Raw genomic sequence first — 26,744 nt, forward strand, 5'->3', positions numbered from 1 at the left:
GCCAAAACGGGGGCGGATGCCCCTGAGCGCGCGCGGCACGCGCGGAGCATCCGTTCCCGTGTCGGCGGGCGCACCTACACTCGCAGCATGGCCCGCCCCTCCACGTCGTTCCGCTGCTCCGAGTGCGGCTGGACGACCGTCAAGTGGGTGGGCCGCTGCGGCGAGTGCCAGCAGTGGGGCACGGTCGTCGAGCATGGCGCTGCGGCGGCCGAGGCGAAGGCCGTGCGGCCGGCGGCGGTGGCGGATGCCTCGCGGGCCAGGCCCATCACCGAGGCGGTGGCCGAGGATTCGCGGCATCGCCCGACGGGCGTCGGCGAGTTCGACCGCGTGCTGGGCGGCGGCATCGTGCCGGGCGCGGCCATCCTGCTGAGCGGCGAGCCGGGCGTCGGCAAGTCGACGCTGCTGCTCGAGGTCGCGGCCCGCGCCGCGGCATCCGGCCGCCGAGTGCTCTACGTGAGCGCCGAGGAGTCGGTCGCGCAGGTGCGGCTGCGCGCCGAGCGCACCGGGGCGCTGCACGACACCCTCTTCCTCGCGTCGGAGACCGATCTCGCGACCGTGCTCGGCCAGGCCGACGCGGTCGCGCCCGACCTGCTCATCGTCGACTCGGTGCAGACCGTGTCGAGCGCCGAGTCCGACGGCGTCGCCGGGCAACCGAGCCAGGTGCGCGAGGTCGCGTCCACGCTGATCAGGCTCGCGAAGCAGCGGCACCTGCCCGTGCTGCTCGTCGGCCACGTCACGAAGGACGGCACCATCGCGGGCCCCCGCCTGCTCGAGCACCTGGTCGACGTGGTCTGCCAGTTCGAGGGCGACCGGCACACCGCGCTGCGGTTCGTACGGGCGCTCAAGAACCGGTTCGGCCCCACCGACGAGGTCGGCTGCTTCGAGATGACCGGCGAGGGCATCTCGGAGGTGCCCGACCCCAGCGGCCTCTTCTTGTCTCGGTCGCGGGTCGCGGTGAGCGGCACCTGCGTGACCGTCGCACTCGAGGGCCGACGCGCACTGCCGGTCGAGGTGCAGGCGCTCGTCGTGTCGACCAGCGCGCCCCAGCCGCGGCGCGTGGTGAGCGGCGTCGACTCGTCGCGCGTGGCGATGATCATCGCGGTGCTCGAGCGGCGGGCGGGGTACTCGCGGCTCGGCGCGCACGACGTGTACGTCTCGACGGTCGGCGGGGTGCGACTCGCCGAGCCGGGTGCCGACCTCGCCATCGCCGTGGCCATCGCGAGCGCGATGAGCGACCGCGCGGTGCCGGCCGAGATCGCCGCGGTCGGCGAGATCAGCCTCGCCGGTGAGGTGCGACCCGTCGCGGCGGCCCGCCAACGCGCCGCCGAGGCGCGGCGGCTCGGCTACCGTCGCCTGATCGACGACGAGGTCGGCAGCGTGAAGGCCGCCGTCGAGCACGCGCTCATGACGAAGCGCTCCACCCGGGAGCAGGAACTCGACGCGGTGTTCTGAGGCCTGTTCGGGTTCGCGCGGCGGGCCGGCTCAGGGGCATCCGCTCGGCTTCGAACCCCGCGACTACGCCTCGAGGGCGGCCAGCAGGTCGGCGGGCGACGCCTGCATCGGGTGGGGGCCGGCGATGTCGAGGAAGACCGTCGTGATCTCCGAGCGGTGCGTGGTGAGGAACGAACGCAGCCAGGCCGGGCTGTGCAGGCCGACCGCGGGCGGCAGGTTCGCGGGCTTGTTCGCGGCGTCGCTGAAGAGCAGCAGCGCCACCTCGGCGGTGTTCGGGTCGCGGTAGGTCCAGACCTCGCCGCCGTCGAGCGGCTTGTCGCGCGGCCCCGGCTTGATGAGCGGCACGACCGTGTTGCCGTGGCGCAGCGCGAGGGCGACCGCGGCCATGTCCTGCCGTTCGAGGGCCTCGGCGAGCGCCTGCGACCGGAACTCCTGCGGGCGCGCGGGCGTGCGCTTCTTCTTGGAGGCCATGCCCCCAAGCCTACGTTCAGTAGAGGAGCAGCTGCTTCGTGGCCGACGACTCGAACCCGTCGACCGAGACCGCGAGGTGGTACGACGCGCCGCCAGCCGGCACCGGCTCGCGCGAGTCGTCGTCGCAGGTGTCGGGGTCGGAGCGGGTGCGGTTCCACACGATCGGCGCGGCCGAGCTGAGCGGTTCGCCGGGCGTCAGGCTCACCTCGGCGTCGATCGGGTCGACCTGACAGTCGGTCGAGGTCCAGTACACCTCGTTGCCGCTCGTGATCGTGAACACCTGCGCCGCGGTGCCGGCGTTCAGCACGCAGACGTTCGGGCCCGTGTTCGTGAGCGTGACGGTGAGCTCGGGCAGCTCGCCCGCGGCATACGTGGTGGCGTCGGTGACGGGCTCGACGACGATGTGCTCGGGCGCGCACGGGTCGCCATCGACGGCGACCGCCTCGGTGGGCAGCGCCGTGGCGGTGGCATCCGTCGCCGTCGTCGCGACCGGCGTGTCGGTCTCGTCGGGCTGCGCCCCTGGCTCGCACCCGGCCGCACAATGATCAGCACGACCACCGCGATGACCGCCACGAGACCCAGCAGCACGATGATGCGACGACGCCAGTACACCGCGGCCGGCTGCGGCCCGACGGGCTTGCGGATCGTCGACATGGCCTCAGGGTACGGCGACGGATGCGACGGGGCGCGCCATGTCCCCGGCGCGCCGCTCCCCCGGCCCGCGAACCGGTCGTGCTAGTGGGACGCCGCGCCCCCGAGCAGCTTCAGCATGCGCGTGTTGCCGAGCGTGTTCTGCTTCACGCGTGCGAGGTCGAGGAACTCGGCGACGCCCTCGTCGTGCGAGCGCACGAGCTCGGCGTACACTGCCGGATCGACGGTCTCGTGCCCCATGTCGACGAACCCGTGGCGGCCGAAGAAGTCGACCTCGAAGGTGAGGCAGAACAGCCGCGAGAGGCCGAGCTCCGCGGCATCCGCCTCGAGCTCGTCGAGCAGCGCGTGGCCGATGCCGCGCCCCAGCCACGCGTCGGCGACCGCCAGCGTGCGCACCTCGCCGAGGTCCTCCCACATCACGTGCAGCGCGCCGCAGCCGATGAGCGAGCCGTCGGATGCCTCGGCCACGCGGAACTCCTGCAGCGCGCCGTACAGGTCGACGCGCTCCTTGCCGAGCAGGATGCGTCGGTCGACGAGCGGCTCGGTCAGCGTCACGATTCCGGACACGTCGGCGGCGCGCGCACGGCGCACTCGAAAGTCGGCGGTCATCACGTCAGACTAGCGTTCGTGGATGCTCCCGAAGCCGAGGTCCCGATCGACGAGTCGCTCATCGAACGGCTCGTCGCCGAACAGCACCCCGACCTCGCCGGCCCGGTGCGCATCGTCGACAACGGCTGGGACAACACCATCGCCCGGCTGGGCGACGATCGGTGCGTGCGGATGCCCCGGCGGGCCGTCGCCGCTCCCCTGATCGAACACGAGATCCGCTGGCTGCCGCGCCTCGCGTCGCGCCTGAACGTGCCGGTGCCCGCAGCCCAGCGCGTCGGCGAGCCCGGGCTCGGGTACCCGTGGCGATGGGTGATCTGCCCGTGGCTCGAGGGCCGCGCGCTCACGGAGGTGCCCGTCGCCGAGCGCGTCGACACCGCGCGCGACCTCGGGAGGTTCCTCGGGCCGCTGCACTCCGTCGCCCCTGCGGACGCGCCCCGGAATCCCGTGCGCGGCACGCCGCTCGGTGCGACCGCGCCCCGGCTGGAGCAGCGACTCGCGCACCCCGGCGTACCCGACCGCGGGCACCTCCGCCGCCTCTGGGAGGTCGGCTTCACGGTGCCGCCGCACACCGGTCGCGGACGCTGGCTGCACGGCGACGTGCACCCCGGAAACCTGCTCGTCGGCGAGACCGATGCGCGCCTCTCGGCGGTCATCGACTTCGGCGACCTCACCGCCGGCGACCCCGCGAGCGACCTCGCCGTGGCGTGGCTCGCGTTCGACGCCGAGGGGCGCGCGGCCTTCCGGGAGTCGGCGGCCCCGTGGCATCCGCCCCGCGCCCGTGGGTGGGTGCGCGCCCGCGCCTGGGCCGTCGTGCTCGGGCTGGCGTTCCTCACGCGCAACGACGACGACTCGCGCATGCACGCGATCGGCGTCCACGCGATGGAGCAGCTGCTCGCCGAGACGCCCTGACGAGGCATCCGCCCGCCCTGCCGTGCCCGCGGACACGACGACGCCCCCGGCGGCCGGAGCCGGGGGCGTCGTCTTCGTGCGAGTTACTCGCCGGATGCCGCGAGGTCGGGCGTCTGCGGACCCGTGCCGATCGCGGCGTTGGTGTTGACCCCCACGCCCACCGGCAGCTCGCGCTTGGTGGTCGTGAAGACGAACTCGCCGTCCTGGTAGTCGACGTGCACGTGGTCGCCCGAGTTGAGCTCGCCGTGCAGGATCTTCTCGCTCAGGCGATCCTCGACCTCGTGCTGCACCGCGCGGCGGAGCGGCCGGGCACCGAGCGCCGGGTCGAACCCGACCTCGATGAGGCGCTCCTTGGCCGGCAGCGTCAGCTCGACGGTCATGTCGCGGTCGAGCATGCGGTCGGCGAGGCGCTTCACGAACAGGTCGACGATCTGCAGCAGCTCCTCCTTCGAGAGCTGCGGGAACACGATGATCTCGTCGACGCGGTTCAGGAACTCGGGCTTGAAGTTCTTCTTCAGCTCCTCGTTCACCTTGCCGCGCATGAGCTCGTACGCGTTCTGCGAGTTGCCCTCGACCTGGAAGCCGACGGGGCCGCCGGCGATGTCCTTCGTGCCGAGGTTCGTCGTCATGATGATGACGGTGTTCTTGAAGTCGACCACGCGACCCTGGCCGTCGGTGAGACGACCCTCCTCGAGGATCTGCAGGAGCGAGTTGAAGATGTCGGGGTGCGCCTTCTCGATCTCGTCGAAGAGCACGACGCTGAACGGCTTGCGGCGCACCTTCTCGGTGAGCTGGCCGCCCTCCTCGAAGCCGACGAACCCGGGAGGGGCGCCGAACAGGCGGGAGACCGTGTGCTTCTCGCCGTACTCCGACATGTCGAGCGAGATCATCGCCGACTCGTCGTCGAAGAGGAACTCGGCGAGCGCCTTGGCGAGCTCGGTCTTGCCGACGCCCGTGGGGCCGGCGAAGATGAACGAGCCCGAGGGGCGCTTCGGGTCCTTCAGGCCCGCACGCGTGCGGCGGATGGTCTTCGACAGCGCGGCGATCGCCTCGTCCTGGCCGATGACGCGCTCGTGCAGCGCCTTCTCCATGAAGACGAGCCGGCTCGACTCCTCCTCGGTGAGCTTGAAGACGGGGATGCCGGTGGCCTGCGCGAGCACCTCGGCGATCAGGCCCTCGTCGACCGTCGCGGTCGTGGTGACCTCGCCGGCCTTCCACTGCTTCTCGAGGCGCAGGCGCTCACCGAGCAGCTGCTTCTCCTCGTCGCGGAGCGATGCGGCCTTCTCGAAGTCCTGGTCCTCGATCGCCTTCTCCTTCATGCCGCGCACGACGCCGATCTTCTGGTCGAACTCGCGCAGCTCGGGCGGGCTCGACAGGATCGACAGGCGCAGGCGCGCGCCCGCCTCGTCGATCAGGTCGATCGCCTTGTCGGGCAGGAAGCGGTCGGAGATGTAGCGGTCGGCGAGGTTCGCCGCGGCGACGATCGCGCCGTCGGTGATCGATACCTTGTGGTGCGCCTCGTAGCGGTCGCGCAGCCCCTTCAGGATGTTGATCGCGTGGGGCAGCGACGGCTCGGCGACCTGGATCGGCTGGAAGCGACGCTCGAGCGCGGCATCCTTCTCGAAGTGCTTGCGGTACTCGTCGAGCGTCGTGGCGCCGATGGTCTGGAGCTCGCCGCGGGCCAGCAGCGGCTTCAGGATGCTCGCCGCATCGATCGCGCCCTCGGCGGCGCCCGCACCGACCAGCGTGTGGATCTCGTCGATGAAGACGATGATGTCGCCGCGGGTGCGGATCTCCTTGGTGACCTTCTTGAGGCGCTCCTCGAAGTCGCCGCGGTACCGGCTGCCCGCGATGAGCGAGCCGAGGTCGAGCGAGTACAGCTGCTTGTCCTTCAGCGTCTCGGGCACCTCGTTCTTCACGATCGCCTGCGCGAGGCCCTCGACGACGGCGGTCTTTCCGACGCCGGGCTCGCCGATCAGCACGGGGTTGTTCTTCGAGCGGCGCGAGAGGATCTGCATGACCCGCTCGATCTCCTTCTCGCGGCCGATGACCGGGTCGAGCTTGGAGTCGCGCGCCGCCTGGGTGAGGTTGCGGCCGAACTGGTCGAGGATCTGCGAGCCGCCCTGCGCGGCCTGCTTCTCGTCGGCGCCGACCTGCACCTGCTCCTTGCCCTGGTAGCCCGAGAGCAGCTGGATGACCTGCTGGCGCACGCGGTTGAGGTCGGCGCCCAGCTTCACGAGCACCTGGGCGGCGACGCCCTCGCCCTCGCGGATGAGGCCGAGCAGGATGTGCTCGGTCCCGATGTAGTTGTGGCCGAGCTGGAGCGCCTCGCGCAGGCTCAGCTCGAGCACCTTCTTCGCGCGCGGCGTGAAGGGGATGTGGCCGGTGGGCTGCTGCTGCCCCTGGCCGATGATGTCCTGGACCTGCTCGCGCACGGCGTCGAGCGAGATGCCGAGCGACTCGAGCGCCTTCGCTGCGACGCCCTCACCCTCGTGGATGAGGCCGAGCAGGATGTGCTCCGTGCCGATGTAGTTGTGGTTGAGCATCTTGGCCTCTTCCTGGGCCAGGACGACGACACGGCGGGCTCGGTCGGTGAATCTCTCGAACATTCGTCACACTCCTCACGGGGCCGGGCAGGGTTGCGGCTTCCGATACATCGAGGGTAGCCACGGCCCTGTGCACAGGGGCGCGTGTTCGCCGTGGGCGCATCACGGTTTGTCCCTACGATGTGCGCATGCCCGACGCCGCCCGCCGCCGCGTGCCGTCGGCGCTCGTAGTCGCCTCCGTGGCGGTGCCGATGGTCGTCGCCGCCGTCGTCGCTGGACTGCGCTCGGCGACCCGGCCGCTCTGGCGCGACGAGTACGCCACGGCCCTGCACGCGTCGCTCGACTTCGGCAGCCTGGTGCGTGCCGTCTCGCACGTCGACGGGGTGTTCGGGCCGTACTACGCGCTGATGCATCCGCTGCACTGGCTCGGCGACGCCGACGAGGCCTGGTACCGGCTGCCCTCGATCGCGGCGTTCATCGTCGCCGCGGGCGGCGTCGCGCTGCTCGCCCTGCGCTGGTGGGGACCGGTGGCCGCAGTGGTCGGCGGTGTCGTGTTCGCGCTGAACCCGGTCGTGCTCGCGCAGGCGACGAACGCCCGGCCGTACGCGATCTCGGTCGCGCTGTTCGTCGCCGCGCTCGTGGCGCTCGACGTCGCGCTGCGTCAAACGCCGCGACGATGGCCGGCCTGGGTCGGCTACGCGCTGCTCGCGGCGCTCGCCGCCCTGCTGCATCCGTTCGCCGCCGTGGCCGTCGCGACGAGCGCGGTGCTGGTGGCCGGCCGCCCCGGGCGCACCGTGGTCGCCTGGCTGGCGGCGAGCGCGCCCGCTGGCATCGTCGCCCTCGCGATGCTCGTGGCGACCTCCGGCCAGAGCGGCCAGCTCACGTGGCTGCGCCCGGCCGACCTGCGCGAGACCATCGCCCTCCTGGCCGACGTGGCGGGCGTCTCGCCCGGCTACGCCGTGGCGTTCGACCTCGCGGCGCTGGGCGTCGTCGCCGCGATGGCCGTCACGACCCTGCTGGCGTTCGGCCGTGCGCCCGGAGCCGGCCCCGACCGGGTGCGCACGGTGCTCTTCGCCGGCGCACTGCTCGCACTGCCGGCGGTCGTGCTGTTCGCCGGCACGTGGCTCGTCTCGCCGATGCTGACGGACCGCTACCTCATCTGGTCGACCGTCGGTTGCGCGCTGCTGGTCGGAGCGGCGGCCGGCGCGGCCGTGGAGCGCGCCGGCGTGCGGAGCCTCGTCGCGGGGGCGCTCGCCCTGGTCGTCGTCGCGGGCATGGTCGCGCTCACGGTGCAGCGCGGCCTCGCCCGTCAGCCCGGCCCGAGCGACCTCGCGCAGGCCGTCGACCTGATCGAGGCATCCGCACGACCCGGCGACCGGATCGTCATCGCGCAGCGGTACTGGGAGGGCGGCGTCGCGTACGAGTTCGCGCGCGCCGCCGGCGACGACGCGTACGGGGAGGCACTGCGCGCACTCGTGCCCGACGGCCCGCAGCCGTTCGCCGACCTCCGCGTCGTGACCGGCGTCGACCCGCTCACCACCGAGCCCGCCGACACGCTCGACGGCGAGGACCTCTGGCTGGTCGCGCTCACCCCCGTCACCGACGACGATCGCGACGCGCTCGGGAGGAGCTCGCCGACTGCATCGCACGCATCGACGTGGACGATGCCGCGCGGTTCGGCGTCTTCCACGTCGGGCACGCGGACTGCGGCGGCCCGGGCTGATCCGCGCACGATGCGCATCGCTCGTGACCGGCCCGAAGGTCGATGCGCGGGCATAGACTCTGCGGCATGAGCAACCTCGAGCGGAATCCCCGCGAACTGCTCTGCGACCCGGATGCCCCGGGGGCGCGCAGCGCGATCGAGATCCTCACCGCGCGCGAGGTGCCGCTCGGCGGCCCGCGTGCCATGACCGTGCGCCGCACGCTGCCGCAGCGCGGGCGCACGACCATCGGGGCGTGGTGCTTCATCGACCACTACGGACCGGACGACGTGACCGCCACCGGGGGCATGGTCGTGCCGCCGCATCCGCACACCGGGCTGCAGACCGTGAGCTGGCTGTTCGAGGGCGAGATCGAGCACCGCGACTCGGCCGGCAGCCACGCGATGGTGCGTCCGGGCGAGCTGAACCTGATGACCGCAGGCACTGGCATCCAGCACTCCGAAGTGTCTACTCCGGCGGCCACCACCCTCCACGGTGTACAGCTCTGGACGGTGCTGCCGGATGCCTCGCGGCACGCGAGCCCGTTCTTCGAACGCCACGAGGCGATCCGGGTCTCGGTCGACGCCGCCGACGTGCGCGTCTTCGTCGGCGCGCTCGCGGGCGTCGACACCGGGGTCACCGTGTTCTCGCCACTCGTCGGCGCGCAGGTCGACCTGCCGCCGTTCGGTGCGGTGACGTTCGAGGTCGAGCCCGGGTTCGAGCACGGGGTACTGGTCGACGACGGACCGGTGCGGGTCGAGTCGGCCATCGGCGCCGAACCGGTCGGCGCCGAGGACGCCGCCCCGAGCGAGCTCGCCTACGTGCCGCCGGGAGCCCGCAGCATCCGACTGTCTGCCGGCGAGGCCCCCGTGCGCGTGCTGCTGCTCGGCGGCGAGCCGTTCGGCGAGCAGATCGTCATGTGGTGGAACTTCATCGGGCGCACGCACGACGAGGTGGTCGCCTACCGGGAGCAGTGGCAGCGCGAGGTCATCGCGGCCGACGACGCGCAGGGCCGGTTCGGGCACGTCGACGGGTACGACGGCGACCCGCTGCCCGCACCGGACCTGCCGACCGTGAGGCTGAAGCCGCGCGGCTGAGGCGGGCTCAGCCGTCCGTCGGCGGCGCGCCGAGGCGGACGTTGCCGAGGACGCCCAGGTGAGCGACTTCGAGCGGCTCTTCGGGGTCGAGTTCCGGCGGGACCGGGATCACGGTGGTGTGGGGACTCAGGTCCAGCGTGCAGCCCGCCCCCACCGGCCGGCGGTCCTCGATCACGATCATGCCGCGCCCGTCGTGATCGACGCGCAGTTCGGTCGCGACCGGCGGGCAGCTGCCGCTGCCCGAGGCGACCACCGCAAGCTGGTCTCCACCGTCGAGCCAGCCGACGCGGACGGTCGAGTCGGCGATCTCGGAGCCCCACTCGGGGTCGTCCGTCGGCAGTCCCGTGTAGTCGTCGCTCGGCACGGCGTACACCAACCACCCCTCGGGGTGCTCAGCGGGAGCGGCGGTCGCGGCTGCCGAGGAGGGCGACGGGTCGGCCGAAGCGGGCGACGGGTCGCCGGGCACCTCGGAGCCGGCGGCGGTGCAGCCGGTCATCACCGCCGCGGTGCCGAGCACCACGCCGAGCAGCGCAGGGACTCGCAGGGGAGGAACGGGCATGCTCCCGAGGCTAGGTGCTGCGAACAGCGACCGCCAGACAACGTTCTGGACCGCCCGTACGTCCGCAGGGCCGGGTCGGCGCGGGCTCGGTCGGGAGCCGGGTGCGGCTCCCAGGGGCATCCGCCCCGCTACTGCAGCGCCGAGGTGAGCCGCGCGAGGTTGTCGAGCACCGTCGAGCGCAGCGGCTGCTGCAGCCACTCCTCCAAGGTGAGCTCGCGGCTGTCCTCCCGGTACTTCGCCTCGACCGCGCGCATGTCGGTGACGAACTGCTCGCCGCGCACCAGCAGCGAGATCTCCATGTTCAGCAGGAACGAGCGGATGTCCATGTTGCTCGTGCCGATGACCGCCACATCGTCGTCGATCGACAGGTGCTTCGCGTGCAGGATGTACGGCGCCTTGTACATGTAGATGCGCACGCCGGCCCGCAGCAGCGCCTCGTAGTAGGAGCGCTGCGCGTGGTAGACGAGCGCCTGGTCGCCGATCTCCGAGACGAACAGCTCGACGTGCACGCCGCGCTGCGTCGCGGACGAGATGGCCGACAGCATCGCGTCGTCGGGCACGAAGTACGGCGACGTGATGATGATCTTCTCGCGCGCCGCGAAGAACAGCGACAGGAAGAGCTTGAGGTTGTTCTCGTTCTGGTAGCCGGGGCCCGACGGCACGACCTGGCAGTCGAGGTTCTCCTGCTCGGCCTCCTGGGAGAACGGCACGATGTCGCGCTCGAGCAGCACGTCGGTCTCGAGGTACCAGTCGGCCAGGAAGATCGTGTTCAGGCCCGACACGATCGGCCCCTCGAGGCGCGCCATGAGCTCCTGCCACTGCAGCCCGCGCTTGATGTTGCCGGGCTTGTTGTAGCTGCGGTCGATCACGTTCTGCGAGCCCGTGAACGCGACCTCGCTGTCCACGACCAGCAGCTTGCGGTGGTTGCGCAGGTCGGGCCGCTGGTACTTGCCCTTGAGCGGCTGCACGGGCAGCATCAGCTGCCAGTCGATGCCCGCATCGGTGAGGAACTTCACCGTGTCCTTGTAGTTCTTCACCCGCACGGATGCCACGTGGTCGAGCAGCACCCGCACCGTGACGCCGCGCGCCTGCGCCGCCGCGAGGCTCTCGAAGAAGCGGCGCGTGGTCGGGTCGAGCGCGAAGATGTAGAACTCGACGTGCACGAACCGCTTCGCCTGGTCGATCGCGTCGGCCATCGCACCGAGGCTCGCCTCGTAATCGTCGATGAGCCGGGCGGAGTTGCCGCCGACCAGCGGCATGGAGCCGAGGTTGCGGTTCATCCGCACGATGCCCTCGAACCAGGCCGGCCAGCCGTCGGTGCTCGTCACCCGCTCCATGCCGTGCGTGGTCTCGCGCACGAACCGGTCGATCTCCGACTGCTTCTCACGCCGGTGCTTCGGCAGCTTCGGGTTGCCGATCAGCAGGAAGAACAGCACGCCGATGATCGGGATGAAGAAGATCGCGAGCAGCCACGCCATGCCGGCGGTGGGCTTGCGGTTGCGCGGGACGACGATGATCGCGACGATGCGCACGACCAGGTCGACGAGCAGCACGGCGCCCGCGACGATCAGCGTGATGAGCGCGTCTTCCCCGGCGTCCGTCATGCGTCAGGCGGCCGAGCCGTCTCGCGGGGCGTCCAGGCCGAGCTTCGCGCGCTCCTCCGCCTCGATGCGGGCGTAGGCGCGGCGCTCGTTGCGGTCGGCGCGGATCACCGATCGCATCACGAACCAGAACACCAGCCCGATGAGTACGGTCGGCGCCAGCGACCAGATCGCGTTCGCCCAGAAGTCGTCCATAGCCCCTACAGGATACGGGGTCGCGCGCCGCGGGCGCGACTCGCCCGATCGGGGGCCATGCGGGCGGGTTGTCGGCGCGTGGGCGGGCGCGAGGGCACAAGGCAGGAACGACGGATGCCCCTGGCGCGCGTGGCGCTCAGGGGCATCCGCTCGGGTGTCAGGCCGCGGCAGGCACCGCAGCCGCCGGGACGGCGTCGGCCACGGGCGAGCGGCGCGTCCACTTCTTGAGGGCGATCACCGCGAGCGCCGAGACGACCATGCCCGCGAGGATCGCGATGACGAACCAGAGCAGGTTGCCGATCGCGAAGAACACGAAGATGCCGCCGTGCGGGGCCTGGGAGGTGACGCCCATCGCCATGCAGATCGCGCCCGTCGTGATGCCGCCGAGGATGCCCGCGGGCAGCACGCGCAGCGGGTCGGCCGCCGCGAACGGGATGGCGCCCTCCGAGATGAACGCCGCGCCGAGCAGCCACGCCGCCGCGCCGTTCTCGCGTTCGAGTTCGTTGAACTGCTTCGGCGCGAGCACCGTCGCCAGCGCCAGCGCGAGCGGCGGCACCATGCCGGCGGCCATCACCGCGGCCATGATCATCCACGGCGTCTGGTTCTCGATCGACCCGGCAGACAACCCGGCGACCGCGAACGAGTAGGCCACCTTGTTGATCGGCCCGCCGAGGTCGAATGCCATCATGAAGCCGAGGAGCGCGCCCAGGGCGATCATGCCGACGCCCGTGAGCGAGTTCAGCCAGTCGGTGAGCGCCGTCATCAGCGTCGCGATCGGGCCGCCGAGCAGCATCAGCATGATGCCGGATGCCACGATCGACGCGAGCAGCGGGATGATGACCACCGGCATGAGGCCCTGCAGCCAGCGCGGACCCTGGATCTTGCCGATCCAGTAGGCCGCCGCACCGGCGAGCAGGCCGCCGACGAGGCCGCCGATGAAGCCCGCGTTCATGATGAGCGCGACCGCGCCCACCGTGAAGCCCGGGGCGATGCCCGGCCGGTCGGCGATCGCGTAGGCGATGTAGCCCGCGAGCGCCGGCACCAGGAAGCCCATCGACGCGGCACCGATCGTGAACGCGACCGCACCGAGGTACTCGCCGAGCCCGCCGGGCGGCAGGTTCCAGAGCGCACTGCCGAGCACGATCTCGGTCGCGCTGTCGGTGATGTCGTACCCGCCGAGCAGGAAGCCCAGCGCGATGAGCAGACCGCCGCCGGCGACGAAAGGGATCATGTAGCTCACGCCGGTGAGCAGCCAGCGCTTGAGCTTGCCGCCGACCGACTCGTTGGCCGCAGCGGATGTCGCGGCCTGGCCGCCGCCCCCGCCGCCCGCCGCGACGCGGGTGGCGTTCGGGTCGTCCGCCGCGGCGAGCGCCCGCGCGACCAGCTCGTCGGCCTCGTCGATGCCGCGCTTCACGGGCACCTGGACGACCGGCTTGCCGGCGAACCGGGCCTTGTCGCGCACGTCGACGTCGACCGCGAAGATGACCGCGTCGGCGGCGGCGATGACGTCAGGCGGCACCGGGGTGGCGCCTGCCGAGCCCTGCGTCTCGACGTGGTACTCGACGCCCGCGCGCTCGGCCGCGGCCTTCAGCGCGTCGGCCGCCATGTAGGTGTGCGCGATGCCCGTGGGGCACGCGGTGACGGCGACGATGGAGCGGCGGCCGCCGGCCGACGCATCCGCGGTCGTGGTCGTGGCGGATGCCGCTGCGGCGCCCGCTGCACCCGCGGCCGCAGCGCCCGTGGCAGCGGCCGCCGCCGGGGCCGCCTCCTCGTCCTCGCGCAGCGCACCCTGCACGATCTCGACGACCTCCTCCGGCGTCGCGGCCGAACGCAGCGACGCGACGAAGTCGTCCTTCATGAGCGACCGGGCGAGCAGGGCGAGCAGCGCGAGGTGGTCCTGCGCGGCGCCCTCCGGCGCGGCGATCATGAAGACCAGGTCGGCCGCCTCGCCCTCGTCGAACTCGACGCCCGGCTTCAGGCGCGCGACCGCGAGGCTCGCCTGCGTGACCGCGGGCGACTTGCAGTGCGGGATGGCCATGCCGCCGGGCAGGCCGGTCGACGACTGCTGCTCGCGCTTCCACGCGTCGGCCGCGAGGGCCTCTGCGCTGGTCGCACGACCGGCGGTCGCGACGCGTCCCGCGAGCGCGCGGATGACGTCGGACTTGTCGGGGCCGAGGTCGGCGTCGAGGACGACGAGCCCGGGCTCGATGAGCTCACTCATGAGGTGCTCCTTGTGGGTTCGGAGCCGGCGACGGTGCCGGCCTCGGTGACGACGACCCGGTCGGGATCGACCTGCGATCGGGTGGGAACGACGCTGCCGGGCAACGAGGCCGCGGCGGCGCCGTACGCGACGGCGCTCGCGAGCGCCGCCGACGGATGCGCACCCTCGACGGATGCGATGAGGTAGCCCGCGAGCGAGCAGTCGCCGGCGCCGACGGTGCTCCTCGCGGTGATCTTCGGGGCGGCGGCGAACCACGCGCCCTCGGGCGCCACGACCGCGGCGCCGACCGCGCCGAGCGTGACGAGGCTCGTGCGCACGCGCGTCGCGGGGATGGTGCGGGCGAGTGCGACCGCGGCATCCGGACCGGCCTCGAGCTCCTCCTCGCTCGAGCGGCCCAGCAACTCGGCGAGCTCCTCGGCGTTCGGCTTGATGACGTCGACCGCGAGCTCGGCCTCGACGAGTGCTGCGAGCGCGGGCCCCGAGGTGTCGACCGCGATGCGCGGCGCCGGGTGCGTCTCGGCGCGCACCGCGCGCACGACCTGCGCGTAGAAGTCGTCGGGCGCGCCGGGCGGCAGCGAGCCGGCGATCACGAGCCAGTCGGCGCCGTCGCACGCCTCGACCACGGCGGCGATGAGCGCGCGCTGCGCGTCGGCGTCGAGCTCGGGGCCCGGCTCGTTGATCTTGGTGGTCTGCCCGTCGGTCTCGGCGATCGTGAGGTTCGAGCGGATGCGACCGGAGATCGGCACCGCGCGATACGGCACCGACTCCGCGTCGAGCGCGGCCAGCATCGGGTCGCCGGGTGCGGCCGGCAGCACGGCGATCGAGGTCACGCGCGCGGCGCGGAGCGCGCGGGTGACGTTGACCCCCTTGCCGCCCGGGTCCTCGCGGGTGGCGACCGCGCGCTGCACGGCGCCGCGCTCGAGCGGCTCGTCGAGCTCGACCGTGCGGTCGATCGAGGGGTTGGCGGTGAGCGTGACGATCATGCGAGCACCACTTCCACGTCGGCCGCGGCGAGCGCCGCGGCGAGGTCGGCCGGCGGGGGCGTGTCGGTGATGAGCGCGTCCACGTCGGCCAGGTCGGCGAAGCGCACGAGCGCCTCGGACGCCAGCTTCGTCGAGTCGGCGAGCACGATGACCCGCCGGGCCGCGCGCACCATGGCGGCCTTCGCCGCGGCCTCGGCCTCGTCGGGCGTCGACAGCCCGAACTCGACGCTCACGCCGTTCGTGCCGACGAACGCGATGTCGGGCCGCAGCTCGGAGAGCTGGCGCACGGTGGCCGGGCCGACGGCCGCGCCGGTGATGCCGCGGACCGCGCCGCCGAGCATGCGCAGGCGCAGATGCGGGCTGCCGTGCAGCGTCGAGGCGATGGGCAGCGAGTTCGTGGAGACGTCGATGGTCGCGTCGCTCGCCGCGGGCTGCCAGGTGGCGAGCAGGTCGGCGAGGCGCGAGGTCGTGCTGCCCGCGTCGAGGAGCAGCGAGCCGCGGAAGGTGCCGGGCACGAAGCGGACGGCGGCCTGGGCGATGCGGTCCTTCTCGTCGGAGCGCTGCGGCAGGCGCTCGCGCAGCGACGTCTCGGCGAGCGTCGTGCTGCCCGCGCCCACGGCGCCGCCGTGCACGCGACGGAGTCGCCCCTGCTGCTCGAGCTGGTCGAGGTCGCGGCGGATGGTCTCGGCGGTGACGCCGAACTCCCGCGAGAGCTCCGCGACCGACACCCGGCCGACCTGCGCGATGGCGCGGGCGATGCGTTCGTGTCGCTCCGTCGCGTACATGCGGCCCCCGCTGGTCGTTCCGTCGCGGCGGGTCGCCGGCGACGTACGCACAGACTCCCACACATTCCCACATTTGGCAACACATACGCAGAATGAGCCACAGAATCGGATGCCGCCACCAGCCCCGCACACGACCGACGGCGCCGGCCGGGACGAACCCGACCGGCGCCGCCGTGTGTCGCCCTGCGATCAGGGAGCGGGAACCTCCGCTCCCGCACCGCCGGCCCAGAAGAGCCCGCGACCGATCTCGCTGAACATGCCCACCGGGTGGGTGCGGAACGTGACCGACGTGCCGAACATCAGCACGCGGTTGCCCGCCTCGGTCTCGGCCGAGACGACCGACGCCTGGCCGGCCGCGTCGTACGTCGAGCGCCCGGTCTGGTCGCGCCAGTGCCCCGAGATGAACGGGTCGGCCGCATACGACTGCTCGACCACGGCGTTCTCGCCGAGCTCCGAGTACCACACGGCCGGGTACACGAACGCGGTGTCCTGCGGGTAGGCCGACAGCAGCCCGCCCGCGGTCGGCTCGACCGAGACGATGCCGTTCGAGCCGCTGCGACCCGAGGTCGCGGTGGACTCGACCAGGCCGAACGAGCTGGCGAACGACGCGATCGCCGTCCCCTCGCCGACCACGCCGCCGCCGGCCGCAAGGAACTCGTCGACCTCGGCCCGACCGTCGCTGCCGGTCGCGAGGTTCAGGTTCCCGCCGAGCCAGAGCACCTCGACATCGTCGAGCTGCAGCCCATCGTTCAGTGCACCCGACGAGATCGCGACGATGTCGTCGAACCCGAGCTTCTGCAGCGTGAGCAGGTCGTCGCCACCACCTGTGTACGCGACGGTCAGCTCACCGAGACCGGTGCTCTCCTCGGTCCCGAGCCGCGACCCGTCCGACGCGGTGAACGCCACGCCGTACAGGCCGGCGACCTCGACCGCCGCCGCGTGGCTCGCGGCATCCGGCCCCAGGATCACCGAGCCGTCGGCGAACGCGGAGACGGGGATGCCCGACTCGAGCAGCGACGTGAGCGCCTGGTACTCGGCGACGCCGCTCGTGGCGAGCTCGAGGTAACTGCCGGCCGCCGGCACGAAGCCGGTGGAGGCCGCCTCGGTCACCGCCGTGAGCTTGGCGGGGAGCGCCGGGTCGCCGGTCGTGCCGACCGCGTGGACGTCCGCACCCCAGAGGAGCGCGAGGCTCCAGGCCGAGATGTCGTACATCGACGGCACGCGGTCGGAGATGTCGGACCCGTCGGCGAGCAGCACGTTCGCCATGCCGCGCAGCGGCTGGTGCATGTCGACGACGTACGAGCCGGCCGGGTAGTCGGTGCCGCCGGCCGCGAACGCCTTGGTCGCGCGCTGCACCTCGACGCCGTTCGCGATGAGCTGGTCGACCAGGGCGGCCGCGTCGGTGTCGGAACGCTGCCCGTCACCCATGGGGATGACGTACGCACGGGGGAACTCCGCCGTGTACACGTCGGTCTCGTCCCAGATCTCCGCCCACTCGTTCGGCGCCGGCACATCCGCCGGGTCGACGTCGGCCGGGATCTCGACGAGCGGCTCGCCCGCGATGCCGCGGCGGAAGATCTCGATCTGGTTCGAGAGCAGCGCCTCCGAGTGCTCCAGCACGTAGTCGACGGAGCTGTCGATCACGACGCCCGCGACCTCGATGTTGATCGCCGAACGCTCCGCGCTCAGCTCGGGGTCGCCCGTGCGGCCGAGCGGCAGCTCGACGGTGTTCGTGATCGCACCCTGGTAGGCCACGTACTGCGGGGTGAAGATCGGGGGCCAGTCGTCCCAGCCCGAGCGGATGTCGCGGTACGGGATGCGGATGTGACCGGTGTTCTCGGTCGTCACGCGGTTCGTCTCGAGGTCGAGGTACGTGTTGCCGGGGATGTCGGCCTCGGTCACGGCCTCCTCGATCTCGAGCGCCGCGGCGTACGCGTGCGGCAGGAACAGGTCGTACTCGTAGTTCTCGCCGTGGGGCGGGCCGCACGGTTCGATCTGCAGCACGTTCGTGTAGCCGTGCAGGTCGATGTAGAAGGTCGGCTGGAGCACGCCGGAGAGGTCGCGGATGAGGCGCGCCTCGCTCGTGGCACCGGTCACCATGTCACGGTTCGCGTCGAAGCCGTCCGCCGTCGCTCGCTGTCCGAGCGCGCGGCCGTCCGGGTTGTTGGTGATGGTGAAGTAGAGGCGGTTGTGCTCGAGGAGGTCCGCCACCTCGGCGTACGGTGCCGTGGCGAGGTGCTCGATGTACTCGAGCACCGCGTCGGTGCCCTCCCACTCGTTGCCGTGGATGTTCGAGTTGAACCAGATCGGCACCTTGTAGTTCTTCATGAGCGACTGGTTCTTCGCCGCGGCCTTCGGGTTCTGCTTGATCATCTCGCGGAACTTCGCCTGCCGCGTCGTCTCGCCGCGCGTCTCGGGCGCGGTCAGCGTCACGAGGTGGATGTCCTTGCCGAGTGCGCTCTGGCCGACGACCTGCACCGAGATGCGGTCGCTGACGGCGGTGAGGCCGTTGAGCATCGGTGCGATCTCGTCGTAGGGGATGACGCCGCGATGGATGGACGCGTCGGTGGGGTCGTCGGGCACCGTCTCCAGCACCGGCTGGAACGGGTAGCTGGTCGGCGGTACGACGAGGGAGGACACCGGGGAGACGACGGGGACGGCCGGTGTGCCGTCGAGGGCCGCGGCGGGCGCGGCTCCGGCGACGAGCGTCGCGGCGAGGACCGCCGAGACGCCGACGCCGGCGGTGGCGCGATGGAACGACATGTTGCTCCGATCTGGAAGGTAGGGTTCGTTTCGACCTTCCGAGACCGGCGGATGCCCGGAGCCCGACCCGGTCGCTCACACTCTCCGGGTACGGAATCGTGCGTATTGCAGGGGGTGAATCCACCCTGTCATGCGTGCAGACCGGTCAACCAGACCAGTTCATTGCGTTCTGTGCGTACGCGTGCACGATTCATGCGTTTGCATTTCGTGCACGTTTCGTACGGCTCGAATCGCTTCGATCAGTTGCCGGTGAGCAGCTGCCAGAGGCCGAGGCCGATCAGCCAGAGGCCCATCGCAGAGGCGATGATCCAGCCGCGCACGCGGTTGCGGTCGGCGCGGGCGCGCGCCTCGGCGGCCTCGCGCTCGGCCTGTTCGGCGTCGGCCCCGCCCGCGCGGGCGTCGTCGGGGCCGGGCTCGGAGCCCGGCGCGGGGCGGTCGGCGCTCATCAGGGGCATCCGCTCACTTGACCAGCGGGAAGAGGATCGTCTCGCGGATGCCGAGGCCCGTGACCGCCATGAGCAGGCGGTCGATGCCCATGCCCATGCCGCCCGACGGCGGCATGCCGAACTCGAGCGCGCGGAGGAACTCCTCGTCCAGCTGCATCGCCTCGGGGTCGCCGCCGGCGGCCAGGCGCGCCTGCTCGACGAAGCGCTCGCGCTGCACGACGGGGTCGACGAGCTCCGAGTAGCCGGTCGCGAGTTCGAACCCGCGCACGTAGAGGTCCCACTTCTCGACCACGCCCGCGATCGACCGGTGCGCGCGCACCAGCGGCGACGTGTCGACCGGGAAGTCCATGACGAACGTCGGCCGCTCGAGGCCGCCCTTCACGTGGTGCTCCCAGAGCTCCTCGACGTACTTGCCGTGCAGCGGGTGGTCGATCTCGATGTCCTCGGCGTCGGCGAGCTCGCGCAGGCGCTCGATCGGCGTCTCGGGCGAAATGGTCTCCCCCACCGCGGCCGACAGCGAGTCGTACATCGAGATGCGGTCCCACTCGCCGCCGAGGTCGAACTCGGTGCCGTCGGCCCAGGTCACGACATGCGAGCCCGAGACGGCCAGCGCGGCGTCCTGGATGAGGCGCTGCGTGAGGTCGGCGATCGAGTGGTAGTCGCCGTACGCCTGGTACGCCTCGAGCATCGCGAATTCGGGGCTGTGCGTCGAGTCGGCGCCCTCGTTGCGGAAGTTGCGGTTGATCTCGTACACCCGCTCGATGCCGCCGACGACGGCGCGCTTGAGGTACAGCTCGGGCGCGATGCGCAGGTACAGCTCGGTGTCGAAGGCGTTCGAGTGGGTCACGAAGGGGCGAGCGGATGCTCCGCCGTGCATGACCTGCAGCATGGGCGTCTCGACCTCGACGAAGCCGAGTTCGGTGAACGTGCGACGGAGGCTCGCGTTGACCGCCGCACGGTCGAGCACGGTGCGGCGCGCCTGCTCGCGCGCGATGAGGTCGAGGTAGCGGCTGCGCACGCGCGTCTCCTCGGAGAGCTCGTTGTGCAGGTTCGGCAGCGGCTGGATGGCCTTGGCCGCCATGCGCCACTCGGTCGCCATGATCGACAGCTCGCCGCGGCGGCTCGTGATGACCTCGCCGGCGACGAACACGTGGTCGCCCAGGTCGACGAGCTCCTTCCACGCGGCGAGCTGCTCCTCGCCCACCTCGGCGAGCGAGACCATGGCCTGGATGCGCGCGCCGTCGCCCGACTGCAGCGCCGCGAAGCACAGCTTGCCGGTGTTGCGCAGGTGCACGATGCGGCCGGCCACGCCGACCCGCTCGCCGGACGCCTCGTCGACGCCGAGCCCCACGAACCTCGCCCGCACGTCGGCGATGGCGTCGGTGATCGGCAGCGACACCGGGTACGCACCGCCGCCGAGGTCGTCGGCCTGCTCGATGAGCCGCTCGCGCTTGGCGAGCCGAACCGCCTGCTGCTCGGAGATCTCCTCCGGGGTGGGCTCGGTCGCGTCGGCGGGGCTCTGCTGCTCGGCCATGCTCTCTCTCACGGTTGTCGAGGGGTGTCGGATGCCGCGGGACGGCGCCCGATCGAAGGCGGGCGCGCGCGGCGCGCGAAGCGCGGTGACCAGCCTATCGTCGCGGGCCCGAATCGCCGTGGTCGGCAGGGCGCGCAGTCAGCCGAGGACGATCTCGGCGTTGTCGATGAGGCGGGTGCCGGCGACGTCGGCCGCGACGAGCACCCGGGCGGGGCCGCGATGGTCGTCGTCGACGGGCAGGAACGTGGCCGGGTCGACCACGACGAGGTAGTCGAGCACGGCCGCCTCGTGGTCGCCGAACGCGCCGGCCGCCTCGGCGAGCACCTCCGCGAGGCCGGAGCCTGCGACCTCGCGGGCGGCCTCGAGCGCGTCGGGCAGCGCCCTGGCCGCCGCGCGGGCGTCGCCGTCGAGGTAGCGGTTGCGACTCGAGAGCGCGAGCCCGTCGGCCTCGCGCACGGTCTCCACCGGCACGACCTCGACGGGCAGGTCGAGGTCGGCGACCATGCGCATGACGAGGAAGCACTGCTGCGCGTCCTTGCGGCCGAACATCACGAGGTCGGGCCCGGCGATGTGCAGCAGCTTCGCGACCACCGTCAGCACGCCGTCGAAGTGGCCGGGGCGCGCGGCGCCCTCGTAGCGGTCGCCGATCGGGCCCGCGACCACGCGGGTCTCGCTCGGGCCGTGCGGGTACATGTCGTCGACGCCCGGCGCGAAGACCAGGTCGACGCCCTCGGGCGCGAGCGCCGCGAGGTCGGCGTCCATGGTGCGCGGGTAGCGGTCGAGGTCCTCGCTCGGGGCGAACTGCAACGGGTTCACGAAGATCGACACGACCACCACGTCGGCGAGCTCGCGGGCGCGGCGCACCAGCGCGAGATGGCCGTCGTGCAGGGCACCCATGGTCGGCACGAGCGCGACGCGCGTGCGGTCGCCCGAGGCATCCGCCCCGCGCTCCCGGAGGGTGGCGATCGCGCCGCGCAGGGCGGCGATCTCGCGGACGACCCGCGGTGCGTCTGGCGTGCTCACTCGTCCTCCTCCGCGAACGGTTCGGCGAGCGCGGACAGGTCGATGGTACTCGGGGCCCAGCGGGCGAGCGCGTTCTCGACGGCCGAGCGCACGAGTGGTGCGATGACGCGGCCCGGCTCGTCGACGCCGATGCCGGCCAGCAGCCCGGTCGCCTGCTCGACGATCGCCGTCGAGAACGAGGCGGCCGTCTCGATCGCCTCCGCGTAGGCCGGCCGGTCGCCCTCGCCGATGACGAGCGGCTCGCCGCCCATCTCGACCACGAGGGCCTGGGCGATGGGCAGCACCGGGGCCGGCGCGGTGACGCCGAACCAGGCGCCCGCGAGGCGGGTGCGGTCGACGCTCGTGCCGGTGAAGGTCAGCGCCGGGTGGATCGCCAGCGGGATCGCGCCGCGCCGGAGGGCAGGCTCCAGCACCGTCGTGCCGAAGCGCGCCGAGGTGTGCGCGACGAGCTGGCCGGGCTGCCAGGCGCCCGTCTCGGCGAGACCCGCGACGAGCGACTCGAGCTGGTCGTCGGGCACCGCGAGCAGCACCAGCTCGCTGCGCTCGACCACCTCGGGCACCGTCAGCACCGGCACGCCGGGGAGCATGGCGTCCGCGCGCTCGCGGCTCTCGGCCGACACCGCCGAGATGCCGGTCAGCGCGTGCCCGGCGCCCGCGAGGGCCGACGCGAGCACGGGCCCCACGCGGCCGGCGCCGATCGTGCCGACGCCGAGGCGCCCCGTGCGCTCAGTCGGCACGCGCGCCGCCCCAGTGATCGCTCGCGTCGAGGCGCGCCCACTCGATCGCGCCGGCCGCGACCTGCTCCACGCACGCCTCGGCGTCTCCCCGCGCGACGACCGGGAGCGTCGGGGTGATCGGGCCCATGACGGTGTGCACCCGCACGAGCGCGAGGCCCAGCATCCGCCGCAGCGGCCCGAGGTGCAGCGCGACCGACTGGGTGCGCGCGAGCGGCACGAGCACGAGCGAGCGCCAGACCACGCCGCCGCGGAAGAGCACCACGCCGTCGGCGATCGCGTACCCGGTGCGGCGCCACGAGAACGGTCGCAGCCAGGCGGCCGCCTTCGGTGCGCCGATGAAGGCGTCGTCGCCACCGGCACCCACCATGCCGGTCGTCGTGAGCCGGTCGAGCACGTCGTCGGACGCGTCGGGCAGCAGCAGCCCGAGCACGCGGCGCACGTCGGCGATCGTGCCGACGGGCAGCACGAGGCTGCGCCGCTGCGCGTCGCCCGACGCGCTCACGGTCTGGCCGGCAACGTTGATGCGCACGGTCCACCACCCGAACGGCCGCCAGAGCAGCGGCTGGCCGACCTGGATCGCGTGGATGCGCCCGGGCGGCAGCGTGTCGTTCTGGGTCGAGAGCAGGCCGTAGCCGACGCGCACGCCGTCGGGCGTGCCCGCGATGGAGTACCGCAGCGACTTCGTGATGCGCGACCACATGTACGTGACGACACCGATCACGGCGGGTACGAACGAGAACAGCACCCACGCCGAGCCGGAGGTCAGCCCCCAGGCGATGACGCCCGCGAAGATCAGGAGCGCGAGCGTGGAGCCGCCGAGCACCGAGGAGCCGATGACGCGACCGAGCGGGATGTGCACGACCGACTCCGGGGGTGCGAGGTCGGGGTCGAGCTCCGGCGCGAGGAACTCGTCGACGCGGCGCTGCACGAGCCCGTCGCCGTGCCCGTTCCCGGCGGTCGTGCCTGCGGGGGTCGCGGCCGGGTCGCCCGGTGCGGCCGCCGCAGCGGCGAGCGGGGCCGGCTCAGGGGCATCCGTCACCGCACCCTCGGGCGCCGCCGCGCGCGCCTTCGCCGCCTTCACGCCCGACGCGAGGCGCAGGATGTCGGCGCGCAGCGCGTCGGCCAGGCGACCCTGCAGGTACGACAGCTGCACGCTCGCCGACTGCCCGGCGACCGACACCTCGAGCTTCGCGGCGCCCACCAGACGCGGGATGAGCGACTTGGTGATGCTGATGCCCTGGATGCGATCGAGCCGGGCGCTGCGGTGCGAGCGGAACACGATGCCCGAGCGCACCTCGACGGCCTCGGACGTGATGCGGAACGTGTGCAGGCGCCAGCTCAGGAAGAACCCGCCGAGCAGGAGCAGCAGCAGCACGAGGATGGCGAGCAGGCCCCAGCCCACGTTGCCCGAGCGCACCAGCAGCGAGACCGGGTCGCCGTCGAAGTCGTCGGCGTCGATCGGGGTGCCCGGCGAGACGGCGATGAGGAACAGGTCGACCACGCGCTCGCGCAGGTTCGCGATCACGAAGCCGATGATCGCGATCAGGAAGATGCCGCCCCGCAGCAGCGGGGTGAGCGGGTGCAGCCGATGCCACTCGCCGTCGGCGAGGTCGGTCGACAGGGCGGCGCGTGCACCCTCGGAGGGTGCGCTCACAGCCCCGCCCGGCGCGTCTCGGCGAGGGCGACCAGCCGGTCGCGCAGTTCCTCGGCCTCGGCCAAGGGCAGGCCGGGCACGGCCACGCCGCTCGCCGCGGCCGCGGTCACCAGCTTCAGGTCGGCGAGGCCCAGCCAGCGCGCGACCGGGCCGCGGGTGATGTCGACGAGCTGCATGCGGCCGTACGGCACGGCGACGCGGCGCTGGTAGAGGATGCCGCGTCGGAACAGCAGGTCGTCCTCGCGCAGCCGGTATGCGATGGAGCGCACCCGCCGCGGCTCGAACGCGATCGAGATCAGCGAGACGAGGATGATGCCGCCCGCGATCGCGGCGATCCACCACAGCTGGAAGATGCTCCACAGCACGCCGCCGACCACGCCCACGATCACGACGCCGACGACCGAGCCGACGACCTCGACCACGACGTACTTCGGCGAGACCCGGCGCCAGCCGTCGTCGATGACGTGCGTGGCGGCGGGGGCGTCCTCGGGCTCAGACATGTGCTTCCTCGGTCTGTTCGTCATCGTCGTCGGGGGAAGGGTGCAGAAGAACTCTGCCACGAGGCCGGCCGCCAGCAGCGCGCCGGCGGCGAGCATCGAGGCGAGCGCGAGCCAGGTCGCCCCGCCCGCCGGCAGCACCGTGCGGGTGACCAGGTAGAGCAGCACCCCGGCCCCGAACCCGAGCAGCAGCGCGCCGCTCAGGCTGCTCGCCTTCGCGAGCACCGCGATGCGCATCGCTCGGAACGGGTCGACGTGCCGCGGCCCGGTGCCCTTCACGGCGCGCCGGATGGGCCAGGCGAGTGCGACGACCACGGCGCCGACACCCGCGAGGGTGATGGCGAGCGACAGGGGCGGCACGATCGCCGCGCTGCCCGTGTTCACGACGAGCAGCTCGAGCAGGAACGCCACGGCCGCCCCGCCGACGGCGAGCAGCAGCAGCGTCGGGGCGCCGGTGCGCCTCACGATGCGCCCTGGTCGGGCTCGTACGGCGCGACCTCGTCGAACGCGACCGCGCGCAGCTCGTCGATGCGACCGTAGCCGGGGATGACGGCCTTCGGCTCGATGTCGAGCCACGGCTGGAGCACGAACGCGCGCTGCCAGGCACGCGGATGCGGAATGGTCAGCGTCTCGTCGTCGAGCTCGAGGCCGCCGAAGGTGATGATGTCGATGTCGAGCGTGCGCGGCCCCCAATGCTCGTCGCGCACCCGGCCGTGCCCGCGCTCGATGGTGTGGATCGCGTCGAGCAGGGCGTGCGGGCTGAGGTCGGTGCGGATCGCGATGACGCAGTTCAGGTAGGCGGGCGCGTCGGGATCGGCGCCCTCGTCGGTGATCGCGATCGTCTCATAGGTGGGCGAGATGGCCTCGACGCGGGTCTCGCGCAGCATGTCGACGTCGGCGATCGCCTGCCCGATCGTGCCCTCGCGGTCGCCCAGGCTGCTGCCGAACGCGAGCACGACGTGGGTGCCGCGGTCGCCCCTGCGCTGGCGGAACAGGGCCATCACGCCCGGCCCCGCACGATCGTCACGGCCACGTCGTCGAACGGCACCGCGATGGGCGCCTGCGGCTTGTGCACCGTCACCGTGGTCTCCTCGACGGCGTCGTGCGCGAGCACGACCGCCGCGACCCGCTCGGCGACGGTCTCGATGAGGTCGACCGGGTCGGTGCGCACGGCGGCGGCGACCTCCTCGGCCAGCTCGCCGTAGTGCACGGTCGCCGCGAGCGCGTCGCCCGAGGCGGCGGGGGCGAGGTCGAGGCGCGCGTCGACGTCGATGACGAACTCCTGCCCCTGCTCCCGCTCGAAGTCGAAGACGCCGTGGTGGGCTCTCACGCGGATGCCGCGCAGCGAGATGCGGTCTCGGGCACTACTCACGGCCACCACTCTGCCACGCCTCGCCGACCGCGAGCGCGAGGCGTGTGGACGCCACGTCGTGCACGCGCACCGCCCACGCGCCGGCGCGTGCGCTCAGCACGCTCACCACGGCCGTCGGCAGGTCGCGCGCCGACACCGGGGCGTCCGCGTCGAGCAGCGCGCCGAGGAACCGCTTGCGCGAGGCGCCGACCAGCACGGGCAGCCCGAGCGCGCCGAGCTCGTCGAGCCGGGCCAGCAGTTGCCAGTTGTGCTCGGCGCGCTTGGCGAACCCGAGGCCCGGGTCGATCACGATGCGGTCGCGCGCCACGCCGGCGCCCTCGAGCGCGTCGACCCGCGCGGCGAGCTCGTCGCGCACCTCGGTGACGACGTCGCCGTACTCGGCGAGCGCGTCCATGCGGTCGGAGTGGCCGCGCCAGTGCATGGCGACGTAGGTGGCATCCGACCCCGCGACGACCCGCGCCATCTCGGCGTCGGCGAGTCCGGCCGATACGTCGTTGACGATGGTCGCCCCGGCCTCGACGGCGGCCGCGGCGGTGGCGGCGCGCATGGTGTCGACGCTGACCCGCAGGCCGAGCGCCGCGAGCTCGCGCACGACCGGCACCACGCGCCGGAGCTCCTCCTCGGGGTCGACCCGCGCCGCCCCGGGCCGCGTGGACTCGCCGCCCACGTCGACGATGTCGGCGCCGTCGCGCACGAGGTCGAGCGCGTGCACGACCGCGGCGTCGGTGCCGAACCACCGGCCGCCGTCGCTGAACGAGTCGGGCGTGACGTTCACGACGCCCATGACGAGCGGATGCCCCGGGCGGGCCTCCGCACCGGTCGGCACGCCGGCCTCAGGCATCCGCCCGCCCGCCGATGAGGGTGATCGCCTCCGCCCGCCTGGCGGGGTCGGCGAGCAGCCCGCGGGCGACGACGGTGACGGTCGAGCTCTGCGACTGA

Annotated in this window: 25 protein-coding genes; 5 read left to right on the forward strand and 20 right to left on the reverse strand. The window is 72.6% G+C overall.

Annotation, left to right across the window (positions count from 1 at the left end):
* Positions 1-87 precede the first annotated feature (87 nt).
* On the forward strand, positions 88-1,452 hold the full coding sequence (gene radA, locus QUE38_RS04425; RefSeq protein ID WP_286310407.1) for a DNA repair protein RadA: 1,365 nt from the start codon (positions 88-90) through the stop codon (positions 1,450-1,452).
* Between the two features lie 63 nt (positions 1,453-1,515).
* Here the strand turns inward: radA and QUE38_RS04430 are convergent, their stop codons facing one another.
* Together QUE38_RS04430 and QUE38_RS04435 are read right to left on the reverse strand one after the other, a co-directional pair.
* Positions 1,516-1,923 (reverse strand): dehydrogenase, encoded by a 408-nt coding sequence (locus tag QUE38_RS04430; protein ID WP_286310408.1) that lies wholly within the window; start codon positions 1,921-1,923, stop codon positions 1,516-1,518.
* A 16-nt stretch (positions 1,924-1,939) separates the two neighbouring features.
* Positions 1,940-2,230, reverse strand: coding sequence for a hypothetical protein (locus QUE38_RS04435; RefSeq protein ID WP_286310409.1), 291 nt, complete (start codon positions 2,228-2,230; stop codon positions 1,940-1,942).
* Positions 2,231-2,246: 16 nt separating this feature from the next.
* On the opposite strand from QUE38_RS04435, the gene QUE38_RS04440 reads away from it, so the two are divergent.
* A complete protein-coding gene (locus tag QUE38_RS04440) occupies positions 2,247-2,468 on the forward strand; it encodes a hypothetical protein (protein WP_286310410.1) in 222 nt (73 codons plus the stop codon).
* A 190-nt stretch (positions 2,469-2,658) separates the two neighbouring features.
* Here the strand turns inward: QUE38_RS04440 and QUE38_RS04445 are convergent, their stop codons facing one another.
* On the reverse strand, positions 2,659-3,183 hold the full coding sequence (locus tag QUE38_RS04445) for an amino-acid N-acetyltransferase (RefSeq protein WP_286310411.1): 525 nt from the start codon (positions 3,181-3,183) through the stop codon (positions 2,659-2,661).
* 18 nt (positions 3,184-3,201) lie between these two features.
* Between QUE38_RS04445 and QUE38_RS04450 the strand changes: the two genes are divergently transcribed.
* A complete protein-coding gene (locus tag QUE38_RS04450; protein ID WP_286310412.1) occupies positions 3,202-4,092 on the forward strand; it encodes an aminoglycoside phosphotransferase family protein in 891 nt (296 codons plus the stop codon).
* Positions 4,093-4,175: 83 nt separating this feature from the next.
* On the opposite strand, the gene QUE38_RS04455 is transcribed toward QUE38_RS04450, so the two are convergent.
* A complete protein-coding gene (locus tag QUE38_RS04455; protein WP_286310413.1) occupies positions 4,176-6,701 on the reverse strand; it encodes an ATP-dependent Clp protease ATP-binding subunit in 2,526 nt (841 codons plus the stop codon).
* Between the two features lie 125 nt (positions 6,702-6,826).
* Here QUE38_RS04455 and QUE38_RS04460 point away from each other — a divergent pair, with 125 nt between their 5' ends.
* Together QUE38_RS04460 and QUE38_RS04465 are read left to right on the forward strand one after the other, a co-directional pair.
* Positions 6,827-8,431, forward strand: a complete 1,605-nt coding sequence (locus tag QUE38_RS04460) for a hypothetical protein (RefSeq protein ID WP_286310414.1) — start codon at positions 6,827-6,829, stop codon at positions 8,429-8,431.
* Positions 8,428-9,435: a pirin family protein gene (locus QUE38_RS04465; protein ID WP_286310415.1), complete on the forward strand. Its 1,008-nt coding sequence runs from the start codon at positions 8,428-8,430 to the stop codon at positions 9,433-9,435. The genes QUE38_RS04460 and QUE38_RS04465 overlap by 4 nt, the downstream gene beginning before the upstream one ends.
* Before the next feature lie 7 nt (positions 9,436-9,442).
* Here the strand turns inward: QUE38_RS04465 and QUE38_RS04470 are convergent, their stop codons facing one another.
* From QUE38_RS04470 to folP, 16 genes are all read right to left on the reverse strand, one after another.
* The gene (locus QUE38_RS04470) at positions 9,443-9,994 is read right to left on the reverse strand and encodes a hypothetical protein (protein WP_286310416.1); all 552 of its coding nucleotides are present in this window, start codon (positions 9,992-9,994) and stop codon (positions 9,443-9,445) included.
* A gap of 128 nt (positions 9,995-10,122) precedes the next feature.
* Entirely contained in the window at positions 10,123-11,598 is a 1,476-nt protein-coding gene (gene cls, locus QUE38_RS04475; protein WP_286310417.1) for a cardiolipin synthase, read from the reverse strand.
* Between the two features lie 3 nt (positions 11,599-11,601).
* On the reverse strand, positions 11,602-11,790 hold the full coding sequence (locus tag QUE38_RS04480) for a hypothetical protein (protein WP_281884770.1): 189 nt from the start codon (positions 11,788-11,790) through the stop codon (positions 11,602-11,604).
* A gap of 157 nt (positions 11,791-11,947) precedes the next feature.
* The gene (locus QUE38_RS04485; RefSeq protein WP_286310418.1) at positions 11,948-14,011 is read right to left on the reverse strand and encodes a PTS fructose transporter subunit IIABC; all 2,064 of its coding nucleotides are present in this window, start codon (positions 14,009-14,011) and stop codon (positions 11,948-11,950) included.
* Complete coding sequence (locus QUE38_RS04490) at positions 14,008-14,994, reverse strand: 1-phosphofructokinase family hexose kinase (protein WP_286310419.1); 987 nt, start codon at positions 14,992-14,994, stop codon at positions 14,008-14,010. Before QUE38_RS04490 ends, QUE38_RS04485 begins: the two co-directional genes overlap by 4 nt.
* The gene (locus QUE38_RS04495) at positions 14,991-15,779 is read right to left on the reverse strand and encodes a DeoR/GlpR family DNA-binding transcription regulator (protein ID WP_286310420.1); all 789 of its coding nucleotides are present in this window, start codon (positions 15,777-15,779) and stop codon (positions 14,991-14,993) included. The genes QUE38_RS04490 and QUE38_RS04495 overlap by 4 nt, the downstream gene beginning before the upstream one ends.
* Positions 15,780-15,968: 189 nt before the next feature.
* A complete protein-coding gene (locus tag QUE38_RS04500) occupies positions 15,969-18,542 on the reverse strand; it encodes a M14 family zinc carboxypeptidase (protein WP_286310421.1) in 2,574 nt (857 codons plus the stop codon).
* Positions 18,543-18,781: 239 nt separating this feature from the next.
* Entirely contained in the window at positions 18,782-18,988 is a 207-nt protein-coding gene (locus tag QUE38_RS04505; RefSeq protein WP_286310422.1) for a hypothetical protein, read from the reverse strand.
* 13 nt (positions 18,989-19,001) lie between these two features.
* A complete protein-coding gene (gene lysS, locus QUE38_RS04510) occupies positions 19,002-20,522 on the reverse strand; it encodes a lysine--tRNA ligase (protein WP_286310423.1) in 1,521 nt (506 codons plus the stop codon).
* 138 nt (positions 20,523-20,660) lie between these two features.
* Entirely contained in the window at positions 20,661-21,545 is an 885-nt protein-coding gene (panC, locus tag QUE38_RS04515) for a pantoate--beta-alanine ligase (protein WP_286310424.1), read from the reverse strand.
* A complete protein-coding gene (locus tag QUE38_RS04520) occupies positions 21,542-22,282 on the reverse strand; it encodes a Rossmann-like and DUF2520 domain-containing protein (RefSeq protein WP_286310425.1) in 741 nt (246 codons plus the stop codon). Before QUE38_RS04520 ends, panC begins: the two co-directional genes overlap by 4 nt.
* Positions 22,272-23,936 (reverse strand): PH domain-containing protein, encoded by a 1,665-nt coding sequence (locus QUE38_RS04525; protein ID WP_286310426.1) that lies wholly within the window; start codon positions 23,934-23,936, stop codon positions 22,272-22,274. Before QUE38_RS04525 ends, QUE38_RS04520 begins: the two co-directional genes overlap by 11 nt.
* Complete coding sequence (locus QUE38_RS04530) at positions 23,933-24,898, reverse strand: DUF3180 family protein (protein ID WP_286310427.1); 966 nt, start codon at positions 24,896-24,898, stop codon at positions 23,933-23,935. The genes QUE38_RS04525 and QUE38_RS04530 overlap by 4 nt, the downstream gene beginning before the upstream one ends.
* Positions 24,895-25,434, reverse strand: a complete 540-nt coding sequence (gene folK / locus QUE38_RS04535; RefSeq protein ID WP_286311649.1) for a 2-amino-4-hydroxy-6-hydroxymethyldihydropteridine diphosphokinase — start codon at positions 25,432-25,434, stop codon at positions 24,895-24,897. Before folK ends, QUE38_RS04530 begins: the two co-directional genes overlap by 4 nt.
* Entirely contained in the window at positions 25,434-25,805 is a 372-nt protein-coding gene (folB, locus tag QUE38_RS04540) for a dihydroneopterin aldolase (protein WP_286310428.1), read from the reverse strand. The genes folK and folB overlap by 1 nt, the downstream gene beginning before the upstream one ends.
* On the reverse strand, positions 25,798-26,646 hold the full coding sequence (gene folP, locus QUE38_RS04545; protein WP_286311651.1) for a dihydropteroate synthase: 849 nt from the start codon (positions 26,644-26,646) through the stop codon (positions 25,798-25,800). The genes folB and folP overlap by 8 nt, the downstream gene beginning before the upstream one ends.
* Between the last annotated feature and the right edge of the window lie 98 nt (positions 26,647-26,744).

It is taken from the genome of Agromyces mangrovi (assembly GCF_030296695.1).
Taxonomy (GTDB): Bacteria; Actinomycetota; Actinomycetes; order Actinomycetales; family Microbacteriaceae; genus Agromyces; species Agromyces mangrovi.